This window comes from Limimaricola cinnabarinus (assembly GCF_002723615.1).
Taxonomy (GTDB): Bacteria; Pseudomonadota; Alphaproteobacteria; order Rhodobacterales; family Rhodobacteraceae; genus Limimaricola; species Limimaricola cinnabarinus_B.
On sequence record NZ_KZ304973.1, the window covers coordinates 28,528 to 40,961 of the forward strand.

The following is a 12,434-nucleotide window of genomic DNA, read 5'->3' on the forward strand; positions in this document are numbered from 1 at the left end:
CTCCAAGGGAAAAAGGGCCGGGACAAGCCCGGCCCGTGCGCGTCATTCGGGCCGAAGATCCCGGCCCGAACGGTTTCAGCGGTCGGGAACGAGGATCACCGTCGCCAAGGGCGGCAGGCGCAGCGACAGCGAGACCGAGCGCCCGTGGCATTCCTCCTGCCGGCTCTTCAGCTTGCCGGTATTGACCACGCCAGAGCCGCCATAGGCCTCGTCATCGGTGTTGAGCAGCTCCACCCAGTCGCCGCCCTCGGGCAGGCCGATATGGTACTCCTCGCGCACCACGGGCGTCATGTTGGAGATGACGAGCGCGGGGCGGGTGCCGCTGTCGGCCTTGCGCAGAAAGGCGAAGATCGAGCGTTCGTCATCCGCGCCGTCGACCCATTCGAAGCCGTGCGGGTCGCAGTCAAGCGCGTGCAGCGCCTTCTCGTCGCGGTAGATGCGGTTGAGGTCGCGCACGAGGCTCTGCGCGCCCTTGTGCTTCTCGTCCTCCAGAAGATGCCAGTCGAGCGAGACGTCGTGGTTCCACTCGCGCTCCTGACCGAACTCGCAGCCCATGAACAGAAGCTTCTTGCCCGGATGGGTCCACATGAAGCCCAGATAGGCGCGCAGATTCGCGAATTTCTGCCAGCGGTCGCCCGGCATCTTGTTGAGAAGCGAGCCCTTGCCATGCACCACCTCGTCATGGCTGATCGGCAGGACGAAGTTCTCGGACCATGCGTAATGGATCGAGAAGGTCATCTGGTGGTGGTTGTACTTGCGGTGGACGGGGTCGTTCTGGATGTAGCTCAGGCTGTCATGCATCCAGCCCATGTTCCATTTGAAGTCGAAGCCCAGACCCCCCTGATCGACGGGGCGGCTGACGCCCGGGAAGGCGGTGCTTTCCTCGGCGATGGTGGCGGCACCCGGCGTGCGCGCCTCGACCTGGTGGTTGGTGCCCTTGAGGAATTCGATCGCGTCGAGATTCTCGCGCCCGCCATACTGGTTGGGGATCCATTCGCCCTCGTTGCGCGAATAGTCGAGATAGAGCATCGAGGCGACCGCATCCACGCGCAGCGCGTCGATGTGATACTTGTCGAGCCAGAAGGTGCCCGAGCAGCGCAGGAAGTTCGCCACCTCGTTGCGCCCGAAATTGTAGATCAGCGTGTTCCAGTCCTGGTGGAAGCCCTGCCGCGGATCGGCGTGCTCGTAAAGCGCGGTGCCGTCGAAATTGGCGAGGCCATGCGCGTCCGAGGGGAAATGCGCGGGCACCCAGTCGACGATGACGCCAATGCCCGCCTGGTGCAGCCGGTCGACCATGGCGGCGAACTGTTCCGGCGTGCCGTAGCGCGAGGTCGGCGCGAAGAGGCCGACGGGCTGGTAGCCCCACGAGCCGGTGAAGGGATGCTCGGAGACCGGCATGAACTCCACATGGGTGAAGTTCATCTCGGTGAGATAATCGACCAGCAGCCCGCCGATCGTGTCGTAATCGAGCACCTCGCCATCGGCGCCGCGGCGCCAGCTGCCCAGATGCACCTCGTAGATCGAGACCGGCTTGTCATGCAGCGAGCCCTTGGCGCGGCTCTCCATCCAGTCGCCGTCCTGCCAGTCGTGGCGGTGCATGCCATGCACGATGGAGCCGGTGGCGGGGGGCTGCTCCTGCCGGAACGACATCGGGTCGGCCTTCAGCGGTTGCAGGTCGCCATGCGCGCCGACGATCTCGAACTTGTAGAGATCGCCCATGGCGAGGCCGGGCACGAAGAGCTCCCACAGCCCCGCGCCGAAGCGGCGGCGCAGCGGGTGGCGGCGGCCGTCCCAGGCGTTGAACTGCCCCACGACGCTGACGCGCCGGGCATTGGGCGCCCAGACGGCGAAGCTCACCCCCTCGACCCCTTCATGGGTGACGGGATGCGCGCCAAGCCGCTTCCAGATCTCCTCGTGGCGGCCTTCGGCAACGAGATATTCGTCCATCTCGCCCAGCACGGGGGTGAAGCGGTAGGGATCGTCGCGCTCCCAACTGTGGTCGCCCGCGCGCATGGCCAGCCGGTAGGGGGTGCCGTAATCGAAGCCCTCGGGCATCTCGCCCCAGAACACGCCCTCGGGGTTGATGCGGGTGAGCGGCGCGATCTCGTCGCCCTCGGGCGTCAGCGCCCGGACCTCGGCGGCGTCGGGGGCGAAGACGGTCAGCCCCATCGCGCCGCCGTCGGTCTTGTGCGGGCCGAGGATCTCGAACGGGTCGCCCATGCGGCCCCGGATGATCGCCTCGATGCGGCTGGCGTCGGGGGCCGATGCGGGCATGGTGTCGCTCGCGTTGGTCGTCATTGGGTGTCCTCTTCGTCGATCAGGTCGAGCAGGCCGCTCAATGGAATGTCCACCCATGCAGGGCGGCTGGCAAGCTCATAGCCCACCTCGTAAACCGCTTTCTGGATCACGAAGAGATCCAGGAGGGCGGCGGCGAAGCGCGGGTCGTCGGGATGGGCCGGGCTCTCGGCGATGACGCCGTCATAGGCGGCCATGAAATCGCGCACCGCGCCCTTGTGCCAGTCGCGGATCAGCGCGTCGGCCTCCTCGCCATCGGTGCCTGAGCTTTCGGCCCAGCGCAGCGCCGATTGTGCGGCGTAGTCGAGCGAGCGCAGCATGCCGGCCACGTCGCGCAGCGCGTGGCTCTTGGCGCGGCGCTCGTCGAGGCTGCGGCGCGGCTCGCCCTCGAAATCGATGATCATGACGTCGTTCTGCGCCATCAGCACCTGTCCGAGGTGATAATCGCCATGGATGCGGGTGAGCTTGCCCGAGGCGTCCATCTTCGAGACCGCGTCGATCCGCGCGATCAGCGCGTCGCGCCTGTCGAGGATGCGCGAGGCATAATCGCTCGCGCGCTCCGACAGCTCGCGCATCCCCTTGAGCCGGTCGAGCATGGCCACCGTCTCGGCGCGCACCTCGTCGCACAGCGCGGTGAGCTCGCCGCCGGTCAGCGGCTCGGCGGCAAAGGCCGGGTCCTCGGTCGGATGCGCCAGCGCGCGATGCATCTCGGCGGTGCGCTGGCCCAGGATTTCCGCGATGCCGAGCACCGACAGGTAGGGCGGGGCCTCGTCCTCGTTGCCCGTGGCGTGATCCTGCAAATAGCGGTCGAGCGCATTGGTCAGCGCGGCCCAGGCGTCGCCCTGGTTGGCGACATAGGCGAAGGCGGCGCCGAGCGAGGTGGCCTCGCCCTCATCGGGGCGCAGCGCGATCTCGCCCAGATAGGCGGGCGTGCCGTCGAAGCCCGCCACATCCGTCAGGAAGCGCGCCACCTCGATATCGGGCTGGGTGCCCGCGCGCAGGCGGCGGTAGACCTTGAGCACCGCCTTGTCGGAGAAGGCGACGGTGGCGTTGGACTGCTCGACATTGAGAAGCCGCGGCGCGCCCGGCTCCTCGATCTCTCCCATCGCGGCGCTGGGCGCAAAGACGAGGCGGCCGCGCGGTGTGTCGGTCTCGTGGCCCTCGCGCAGCGCGGCGAAGAGCTCGCCCATCAGCGTCTCGTCGGCGGTGCCGTCGATCAGACCGCCCACCGTCGGGCCGCGGCGCAGCTTGGCCATGGTGTAGCCCAGCGTCGACGAGCCGAAGGAGACGCTGTCCTCGCCCCAGACCGAGGCCAGCGGCAGCAGGTAATGCTGCGTCTCGCCGCCGACCTCGACATCGATGAGGCCCAGCGCGCCATTGCCGCCGATCTCGGCCAGGGGCTCGATGCCGACGCGGGTGATGCGTTCGTCCTTGGCGCCGAACCAGCGCTGGAGCGGCAGGAACTTGGGCAGCACGTCGGTGCCCAGGAGCCGCCCGTCGCGGCCAGAGATGGCCGAGGAGACGCGCCCGTCGCGGGTGGTCAGCGTCACGAATTCGGGCAGGATCTGCTGCGGCGCGGTGTGCCAGGCCGGGGCCTGATCCTCATCCGCCAGAAGGAACCAGTAGAAGCCGTAGGAGGGCAGGGTGATGAGATAGGGCAGCGCGCCAACGGGCGGGAAGGCCGAATGCCCGGTCAGCTCGATCGGCACGCGGCCCTGATAGGCCGAGAGGTCGATCTCCACCGCCTGCGCGGCGCGCCCCAGATTGGCGACGCAAAGCACCGCCTCGCCCTCATGCTCGCGGATATAGGCGAGCACGCGGCGATTGCTGGGATAAAGTAGCTTCATCTCGCCGCGCCCGAACACCGTGTGGTTCGAGCGGACCTGCACCATGCGGCGCATCCAGTTCAGAAGCGAGGAGGGGTCCTTGGACTGGCTCTCGACGTTGAGCGCCTGAAAGCCGTAGATCGAATCCTGAATGGTCGGCAGGTAGAGCCGCTGCGGGTCGGCCTGGCTGAAGCCCGCATTGCGGTCGGGCGACCATTGCATCGGCGTGCGCACGCCGTCGCGGTCGCCCAGGTAGATGTTGTCGCCCATGCCGATCTCGTCGCCGTAATAGAGGATCGGCGTGCCGGGCATCGACATCAGGAGCGAGTTCAGAAGCTCGATCTTGCGCCGGTCGTTCTGCATGAGCGGCGCGAGACGGCGGCGGATGCCCATGTTGATCCGCGCGCGCTTGTCGCTGGCATAGGTGTCCCAGAGATAGTCGCGCTCCTTGTCGGTCACCATTTCGAGCGTCAGCTCGTCATGGTTGCGCAAAAAGATCGCCCATTGGCAATCCTCGGGGATGTCGGGCGTCTGGCGGATGATGTCGGTGATCGGGTGCCGGTCCTCCTGCGCCACCGCCATGTACATGCGCGGCATGAGCGGGAAGTGGAAGCCCATGTGGCACTCGTCGCCCTCGCCGAAATAGGGGCGGGTGTCCTCGGGCCACTGGTTGGCCTCGGCCAGAAGCATCTTGTCGGGGTAATGCGCGTCGAGATCGGCGCGGATCGCCTTCAGCACGTCATGCGTCTCGGGCAGGTTCTCGTTGTTGGTGCCGTCGCGCTCCACGAGATAGGGGATCGCGTCGAGCCTGAGCCCGTCGACCCCCATGTCGAGCCAGAAATGCATGACCCGCAGCACTTCCTTCAGGACTTCGGGATTGTCGAAGTTCAGGTCGGGCTGGTGGTCGAAGAAGCGGTGCCAGTAGAACTGCTCCGCGACCGGGTCCCATGTCCAGTTGCTGTCATGGGTGTCGTTGAAGATCACCCGCGTCTTGTCCATCCACTTGCTCGGATCGTCCGACCAGACGTAGAAATCGCGCTCGGGGCTGCCCTTGGGGGCGTGGCGGGCGCGCTGGAACCATTCATGCTGGTCCGAGGTGTGGTTGATCACCAGCTCGGTGATCACCCGCAGCCCGCGGCGATGGGCCTCGTCCACGAAGGCGCGGAACTCGTCCATGTTGCCGTATTGCGGGTTGATCTCGGTGTATTCCTGGATGTCGTAGCCGTCGTCGCGCAGCGGCGAGGGGTAGAAGGGCAGCAGCCACACGGCGGTGGCGCCCAGCTCCTCGACATGGTCGAGCCGGTTCATCAGCCCGGCGAAATCGCCGATGCCGTCGCCATTGCTGTCCTGATAGGCCTTGACGTGAAGCTGGTAGATCACCGCGTCCTTGTACCAGTCGCGCTGGTTGTTATCGATCGCGTCCGAGGCGGCGGGGGTGGTTGCGTGGTCTTCCATCAGTCTCTCGCTCCTCCCGGCGGGATCAGTCGCCAGATCGCATAGGGCCGGTTTTCGGGGTCGAGCGTCAGGTGATGCTCCTTGCCGTGCCAGGTGAAATGATTGCCGTGGATCGCGTCCTGCACCTCGATCGAGGCCTCGTCGGGCAGATCGAAGCGCCACAGCGGCAGGTCGAAGGCGAAGTCGCGCCCGGCATGCGGGTCGAGCAGCACATGAAACAGCAGGTAGCTGTCGCTGGCGCGGTCGAAGCGGCCATAGCACAGCACCGCGTCGTCATGCGCGTCGAAGAACTCCAGATTGGTGAAGTCGCGCATCGCGGCGTGCTTGCGGCGGATGCCGTTGAGCAGGCGGATATCGTCCTTGATGTGGCCCTCGCGGTCGAAATCCCAGTCGCGGATCTCGTATTTCTCGCTGTCGAGATACTCTTCCTTGCCGGGGATCGGCGCGGCCTCGCAGATCTCGTAGCCATTGTAGACGCCGTAATTGCCGCCCAGCGTCGCCGCCAGCGCAAGCCGGATGCGGTGCCCGGCGCGGCCCGAGCTCTGGAGGAAATACGGATTGATGTCGGGCGTGTTGACGAAGAAGTTCGGCCGCATGTAGTGGCGGCACTCTTCCTGCGTCAGCTCGGTCAGGTATTCGGTCAGCTCCGCCTTGGTGTTGCGCCATGTGAAGTAGCTGTAGGACTGGTTGTAGCCGAGCTTGGCCAGCCGCTTCATCATCTTGGGCCGGGTGAAGGCCTCCGACAGGAACACCGCGCCGGGATGGCGCGCGCGCACCTCGTCGATGATCCACTCCCAGAAGGGGAAGGGCTTGGTGTGCGGGTTGTCGACCCGGAAGTTCAGCACGCCGTGATCGGCCCAGTAGAGGAACATGTCGCGTACCGCCTCCCAATAGGGGGCGTTGGGGCTGCCATCCTCGAGGTAGTAGCGGAAATTGACGATGTCCTCGTATTTCTTGGGCGGGTTCTCGGCATAGGCGATGGAGCCGTCGGGCCGCCATTCGAACCAGTCGGGATGCTCCTTGATCCACGGGTGATCGGGCGAGGCGTTGAGCGCGATGTCGAGCGCGATCTCGAGCCCGTGGCCGCGCGCCTCCGCCACCAGCGCGTCGAAATCCTCGATGGTGCCGAGCTCGGGGTGGATCGCGGTGTGCCCGCCCTCCTCGGAGCCGATCGCATAGGGCGAGCCGACATCGCCCGCCTCTGGCGTCAGCGTGTTGTTGCGCCCCTTGCGGTTGGTGCGCCCGATCGGGTGGATCGGGGTGAAGTAGAGCACGTCGAAGCCGAGATCTTGCACGTAAGGAAGCCGCTCGATCACGTCGCGGAAGGTGCCGTGGCGCGTGCCGGGCGCGGCCGAGCGCGGAAACATCTCGTACCACGCCGAAAAGGCCGCGATCTCGCGGTCGGCAAAGACGGCGAGGTCGCGCTCGTAGCGGGTAAGCCCGTAGCGGCGGCCCGCGCGGGTCATCAGCGCCAGCGTCTCCTCGTTCATGAGGATGTCGAGCCGCTCCTCGGTGCTGCCATGATTGGTCGCGTGGACGAGGCTTTCGAGCGCCGCGCGCCCCTCGCCCTCGGGCGCGTGGTCGCGCGAATTGGCGACGAGCCGGTGGCCCATCTCGGCCTCGACATCGACATTGAGCCCGGCGGCGATCTTCTTGGCCGTGTCCTTGCGCCAGCCGAGGAAATCATCCTTCCAGCCGATCAGCGTGTAGCGGTAGAGCGCGTTCTCGGGCGGGGTGAAGCGGCCCTCCCAGCGGTCGTTGACGAGGAACTCCATCGGCACTTCGTGGATCTCGTCCGAGCCCTGCCGCCACCACAGCAGGGCGGCGCGGATGCTGTCATGGCCTTCGCCGAAGATGTCGGCCCGCACGGTGAAGGGGCGCCTGGCGACGCATTTGGCGGCAAAGCGTCCGCCGTCGATCTCGGGGTCGATCCCTTCGATGCAGATGCGCGAAGCGGCCAGTACTTGCATCTCGCGTGCGCTGCCTTGGGCGCGGCCCGTCTCCTGCGGGCGCAGTTCCTCGTCTTGCATGAACCAAGGTCCCTCTGCTTGGCTGGTGTCCGTCTCTCAACCGCGTGATCGGCCCCCGGTTCCTGAAAGCGATGCCGCCCATGCGAAGGCGGGGCCATATTTCCGCTTGATGCGCGGCAGGGCACGGCTACCCTTTCGCAGGTCGCGGCCCCGGCAGGTGGAAGTGACCGGTTTCATTCGCACAAAGGGCATCGCCATGCGCGCCACATCGATTTTCGCCATCACCGTCGCCACCGCGCTGGGCGCGGGCACGCTCGCCTCGGCCGAGGTGGTCATCGGCTCCAAGGCCGATACCGAGGGCGCGCTCCTAGGCAACATGATGAAATTCGTGCTCGAGGATGCCGGGATCGAGGTCGAGGACCGGATCAGCCTCGGCGCGACGCCGATCGTGCGCCAGGCGATCACCGGCGGCGAGATCGACCTCTACCCCGAATATACCGGCAACGGCGCCTTCTTCTTCGATCAGGCCGATGCCGAGATCTGGCGCGACGCGCAGGCGGCCTATGACGAGGTGTCGAGGCTCGACGCCGAGGCCAACGACATCGTCTGGCTGACGCCCGCGCCCGCCAACAACACATGGGCCATCGCCCTGCGCGCCGATCTGGCCGAGGAGCACGGGCTCGAGACCATGTCCGACATGGGCGCCTTCATCTCCGAGGGCGGCGAGATCAAGCTCGCGGCCTCCTCCGAATTCGTGAACTCCGACGCGGCTCTGCCCGCCTTCCAGGAGGCTTACGGCTTCGAGCTGCCCAATGATCAGCTGGTGATCCTGTCGGGCGGCGACACGGCGGCGACGATCCGCGCCGCGGCCGAGCAGATCGACGGCGCCAACGCCGCGATGGCCTACGGCACCGATGGCGCGATCGCCGAGGTCGGGCTCAAGGTCATGGCCGACGACAAGTCGGTGCAGCCGGTCTACGAGCCCGCGCCGATCATCCGCCGCGACGCGCTCGAGGAGAACCCCGAGATCGAGGAGCTGCTGAAGCCGGTCTTCGAGGGGCTCGACCTCGAGACCCTGCAATCGCTCAACGCCCGCATCCAGCTTGGCGGCGAGAACGCCGCCGACGTGGCGCGCGATCACCTGACGCAGGCCGGGCTGCTCGACTGATCGGCCGGAACGGCAAGATGCGAGAGGCATCCCGGCGGGCGGCGGCGGTCTATGCGCTGCCCGCGCTCGCCGGGCTGGCGCTGCTGCCCTATCTGAATTTCCGCGCCAACCGCATCGTCAGCGGCGACGGCGTGATGATCTGGTCGCCCGAGGGCGGCGCGATCATTGCCGCCCTGGCGCTGTCGGCGCTCGCGCTCGGCACCGTCTGGGCGCGGGCGCAGGCCGTCCGCCTCGCCTGCGCGCTGGGCGCTCTGGCGGTGCTGTTATGGAGCGTGGGGCAGGGGGCGGCGGCGCTGTCGGCGGATGCGCCCGAATTCGCGCGGGTCTCGCTCGGCGGCGGCTTCTGGATCGCGGCGGCCTTTCTGGCGCTGGCGGCGGCGGATGCGGTGGCGCGGATGTCGCTCGGCGCCTGGGCGCGGATCTCGGCGCTGCTGTTGCCTGCGGCGGTCTTTGCCGTTGCGCTGCGCGCGGGCCTGTTCGACGCGCTGTCGATCCTGCGCGAATACGACACCAACCGCGACGTGTTCGACGCCGCTCTGGGCGGGCATCTGCGGCTGGTGATCGGCAGCCTGATCCCGGCGCTGGCGATCGGCCTGCCGCTGGGCTGGGCCTGTTTCGCCGGGCCACGGGCGCGGATGGTGATCCTGCCCGCGCTCAATCTTCTGCAGACGACGCCGAGCATCGCCATGTTCGGCCTGCTCATGCTGCCCTTGGGCGCGCTGTCGCGCGCGGTGCCCGCCTTGCGCGACTGGGGCGTGGGCGGCATCGGCGCGGCACCCGCCATCGTGGCGCTGGCGCTCTACGCATTGCTGCCGATCGTCGCCAACACCTATGCCGGCCTCGCCGGCGTGCCCGAGACGATGCGCGACGCGGGCCGCGGCATGGGCATGTCGCGCGCCCGGCTTCTGGCGCGGGTCGAGCTGCCGCTCGCTGCGCCGGTGATCCTCACCGGCATCCGCATCGTCGTGGTGCAGAACATCGGGCTCGCCGCGGTGGCCGCGCTGATCGGCGGCGGCGGTTTCGGCACGCTGGTGTTTCGCGGCATGGGGCAGGCGGCGATGGATCTCGTGCTTCTGGGCACGGTGCCGATCGTGGCGATGGCGATCCTCGCGAGCCTTCTGTTCGACGTGGGCATCGAGCTGACCAGACGGGGAGGGGCGCGATGATACGCGTATCGGGACTGCGCAAGAGCTTCGAGGGCGTCACCGCCGTTGAGGGGCTCGATTTCGAGGTCGCGCATGGCGAGGTGCTGGCGCTGGTCGGCACCTCGGGCTGCGGCAAGTCGACGACGCTGCGGATGCTCAACCGGCTGATCGAGCCGGATGCGGGCCATATCGAGATCGACGGGCGCGACGCGCGCGAGGTCTCGCCCGACGCGCTGCGCCGGGGCATCGGCTACGTGATCCAGGGGGTGGGGCTGTTTCCGCACTGGACCGTGGCGCAGAACATCGGCACCGTGCCGCGCCTGCTGCGCTGGGACAGGGCGCGGGTGCGCGCGCGCGTCGAGGAGCTTCTGGAGCTGTTCGGCCTCGAAGCCTCCGAATATGCCGACAAGTATCCGTCCGAGCTGTCGGGCGGGCAGCAGCAGCGCGTCGGCGTCGCCCGCGCCATGGCGGCCGAGCCCGCGATGCTGCTGATGGACGAGCCCTTCGGCGCGCTCGACCCGGTGACCCGCGGCCGGCTGCAGGACGAGTTCACCGCGATCCGCCGCAGGCGCGGCATTACCGCCATCCTCGTCACCCATGACATGGACGAGGCCTTTCGCCTCGCCGACCGGATCGCGGTGATGGATGCGGGCCAGATCCTTCAGATCGACACGCCCGAGCGGCTGCTGCGCGGCCCGCGCGAGGGCTTCGTGCGCCAGTTCGTCGGGCTCGACGACCGCGCCTTGCGCATCCTGTCGCTGCACCGGGTGCGCGAGCTGTCGCGCCCCGCAGCCGATGCGCCCGCGCCGAACCAGTGGGTGTCGCCCGACGACACGCTGCGCGAGGCCGCCTCGCGGCTGATCTGGGAGGCGGGCGACAGCCTCGCCGTGGTCGAGGAGGGCCGGGTGACGGCCGAGATCCGGGCCGAGGACATCTGGCGCACCGGCGCGCGGGGCGCGCCTTGAGCCGCGCGGGCCTCGCGCTCGCGGCGCTGTTTGCGCTGTTCGTGGCCCTCGTCCTGCGGCCCGAGCTGATGAGCCCGCTGCTGCGGCTCGTGGCCGAGCCGGGGCAAGTGCTGCTCTACGACCGACAGCCCATCCGGGTGCTGGTCGGCTGGCACCTGGCGCTGGTCGCGGCGGCGGGGGCGGTGGCCTGCGCGGTCGGTGTGCTGCTGGGGGTGTTGGTCACCCGCCCGGCGGGGGCTGATTTCATGACGCTGGCGCGCATGATCTCCAATCTGGGCCAGACCTTCCCGCCGATCGCTGTGCTCGCCATCGCGGTGCCGCTCCTGGGCTTCGGCTTCGAGCCGACCTTCCTCGCGCTCTGCGCCTACGGGCTTTTGCCGGTGTTCGAAAACACGGTGGCGGGGCTGCGCGGCGTGCCTGCCACGGTGCGCGAGGCGGCGCGCGGCATGGGGCTGGCGGGCGCGCAGCGGCTGTGGCGGGTCGAGCTGCCGCTGGCCGCCCCGGTGATCCTCACCGGCCTGCGGCTCTCCACGGTGATCAATATCGGCACCGCCACGATCGGCAGCACCGTCGGCGCGGTGGGTCTGGGCGAGGTGATCATCGCCGGCCTGCAATCGGGCAACACCGCCTTCGTGCTGCAAGGCGCGCTGCTGGTCGCGCTGATGGCGATCTGCGCCGATCTGGCGCTGCGCCGGATCGAGCGGGCGCTGACGCGGGCTTGATGGGCAACAGCTTGTCTCGGGGCGGGTCACGTGCCAGATCGAAGGGGTGACGCCGGTATTGCCCGTGCCGTGTGTCATGAATTTACGCGGTCGCGGGAACTCCGACCCCGTCCAGCCGATTTTTCTGCCGGAGGCACTGAACATGATTGACAGACGTTACTTTCTGGCCGCGGGCGCGGCGCTCGGCATCCTCGGCACGCGCGCCGCGGCGCATGACACCGGCGGCGCCGCGCAGCTGCCCGAGAAATACCAGCCCCGGATGGTCCAGATCCCCGCAAGCATGAATCCGGGCGAGATCCATGTCGATCCCAACCGCTTCGCGCTCTACTGGACGATGGAGGGCGGTCAGGCGATGCGCTACTCCGTGGGTGTCGGCCGGGCCGGGCTCTACGAGACGGGCGTGTTCCGGATCGGCGCCAAGAAGGAATGGCCGAGCTGGACGCCGACGCCGAACATGATCGAGCGCGAGCCCGAGAAGTACAAGAAATACGAGGACGGCATGGAGGGCGGCCCCGACAACCCGCTCGGCGCCCGTGCGCTCTATCTCTTCGAAGGCACCCGCGACACCTATCTGCGCATCCACGGCACCAACGCCCCCTCGACCATCGGCACCGCCGTGTCGAATGGCTGCGCGCGGCTGGTGAACGATCACATGATCGACCTCTACGAGCGCGTGCCGATGGAGACGACGGTCTTCCTCTATCCCAAGCTTGCCTGATCCCCCCAAGGATCGTGCCGTCATCCGCGCCCCGGCCCCATGGCCGGGGCGTTCGCATGTCGGGGGGAAGGGCGCGGCAAGAAAATTCGCGGTTCGGTGAAAAAACCTCTTGCGGCCTTCGGAACCTTTCCCTAAATAGCCCCTCACCGGCGGCGCAGAGATGCAGCGCC

General features: G+C 68.0%; 8 protein-coding genes. 5 read left to right on the forward strand and 3 right to left on the reverse strand.

Annotated elements, in window-relative coordinates; genetic code table 11:
* Nucleotides 1-75: 75 nt before the first annotated feature.
* Genes glgB through CJ301_RS15790 form a run of 3 tightly spaced genes read right to left on the reverse strand, consistent with a single transcriptional unit; the run spans nucleotide 76 to nucleotide 7,546 of the window.
* On the reverse strand, nucleotides 76-2,298 hold the full coding sequence (glgB, locus tag CJ301_RS15780; protein WP_099278331.1) for a 1,4-alpha-glucan branching protein GlgB: 2,223 nt from the start codon (nucleotides 2,296-2,298) through the stop codon (nucleotides 76-78).
* Nucleotides 2,295-5,576: a maltose alpha-D-glucosyltransferase gene (treS, locus tag CJ301_RS15785; protein WP_099278332.1), complete on the reverse strand. Its 3,282-nt coding sequence runs from the start codon at nucleotides 5,574-5,576 to the stop codon at nucleotides 2,295-2,297. Before treS ends, glgB begins: the two co-directional genes overlap by 4 nt.
* Nucleotides 5,576-7,546 carry an alpha-1,4-glucan--maltose-1-phosphate maltosyltransferase gene (locus CJ301_RS15790; protein WP_254050177.1) on the reverse strand — a complete coding sequence of 657 codons (1,971 nt, stop codon included), beginning with the start codon at nucleotides 7,544-7,546 and terminating at the stop codon, nucleotides 5,576-5,578. The genes treS and CJ301_RS15790 overlap by 1 nt, the downstream gene beginning before the upstream one ends.
* A gap of 256 nt (nucleotides 7,547-7,802) precedes the next feature.
* Here CJ301_RS15790 and osmF point away from each other — a divergent pair, with 256 nt between their 5' ends.
* The 5 genes from osmF to CJ301_RS15815 all read left to right on the forward strand — a co-directional run bounded on the left by osmF (nucleotide 7,803) and on the right by CJ301_RS15815 (nucleotide 12,264).
* The gene (gene osmF / locus CJ301_RS15795; RefSeq protein ID WP_099278334.1) at nucleotides 7,803-8,714 is read left to right on the forward strand and encodes a glycine betaine ABC transporter substrate-binding protein OsmF; all 912 of its coding nucleotides are present in this window, start codon (nucleotides 7,803-7,805) and stop codon (nucleotides 8,712-8,714) included.
* A 17-nt stretch (nucleotides 8,715-8,731) separates the two neighbouring features.
* Nucleotides 8,732-9,880 (forward strand): ABC transporter permease, encoded by a 1,149-nt coding sequence (locus tag CJ301_RS15800; protein ID WP_099278335.1) that lies wholly within the window; start codon nucleotides 8,732-8,734, stop codon nucleotides 9,878-9,880.
* Entirely contained in the window at nucleotides 9,877-10,824 is a 948-nt protein-coding gene (locus CJ301_RS15805) for an ABC transporter ATP-binding protein (RefSeq protein ID WP_099278336.1), read from the forward strand. Before CJ301_RS15800 ends, CJ301_RS15805 begins: the two co-directional genes overlap by 4 nt.
* Entirely contained in the window at nucleotides 10,821-11,546 is a 726-nt protein-coding gene (locus CJ301_RS15810) for an ABC transporter permease (protein WP_254050176.1), read from the forward strand. The genes CJ301_RS15805 and CJ301_RS15810 overlap by 4 nt, the downstream gene beginning before the upstream one ends.
* Before the next feature lie 142 nt (nucleotides 11,547-11,688).
* On the forward strand, nucleotides 11,689-12,264 hold the full coding sequence (locus CJ301_RS15815) for a L,D-transpeptidase (RefSeq protein WP_099278337.1): 576 nt from the start codon (nucleotides 11,689-11,691) through the stop codon (nucleotides 12,262-12,264).
* Nucleotides 12,265-12,434 lie beyond the last annotated feature (170 nt).

Bases quoted from the DNA above. Each gene is read 5' to 3' on its own strand.
- glgB (WP_099278331.1), bottom strand. From the start codon at position 2,298: ATGACGACCAACGCGAGCGACACCATGCCCGCATCGGCCCCCGACGCC.
- treS (WP_099278332.1), bottom strand. From the start codon at position 5,576: ATGGAAGACCACGCAACCACCCCCGCCGCCTCGGACGCGATCGATAAC.
- CJ301_RS15790 (WP_254050177.1), bottom strand. From the start codon at position 7,546: ATGCAAGTACTGGCCGCTTCGCGCATCTGCATCGAAGGGATCGACCCC.
- osmF (WP_099278334.1), top strand. From the start codon at position 7,803: ATGCGCGCCACATCGATTTTCGCCATCACCGTCGCCACCGCGCTGGGC.
- CJ301_RS15800 (WP_099278335.1), top strand. From the start codon at position 8,732: ATGCGAGAGGCATCCCGGCGGGCGGCGGCGGTCTATGCGCTGCCCGCG.
- CJ301_RS15805 (WP_099278336.1), top strand. From the start codon at position 9,877: ATGATACGCGTATCGGGACTGCGCAAGAGCTTCGAGGGCGTCACCGCC.
- CJ301_RS15815 (WP_099278337.1), top strand. From the start codon at position 11,689: ATGATTGACAGACGTTACTTTCTGGCCGCGGGCGCGGCGCTCGGCATC.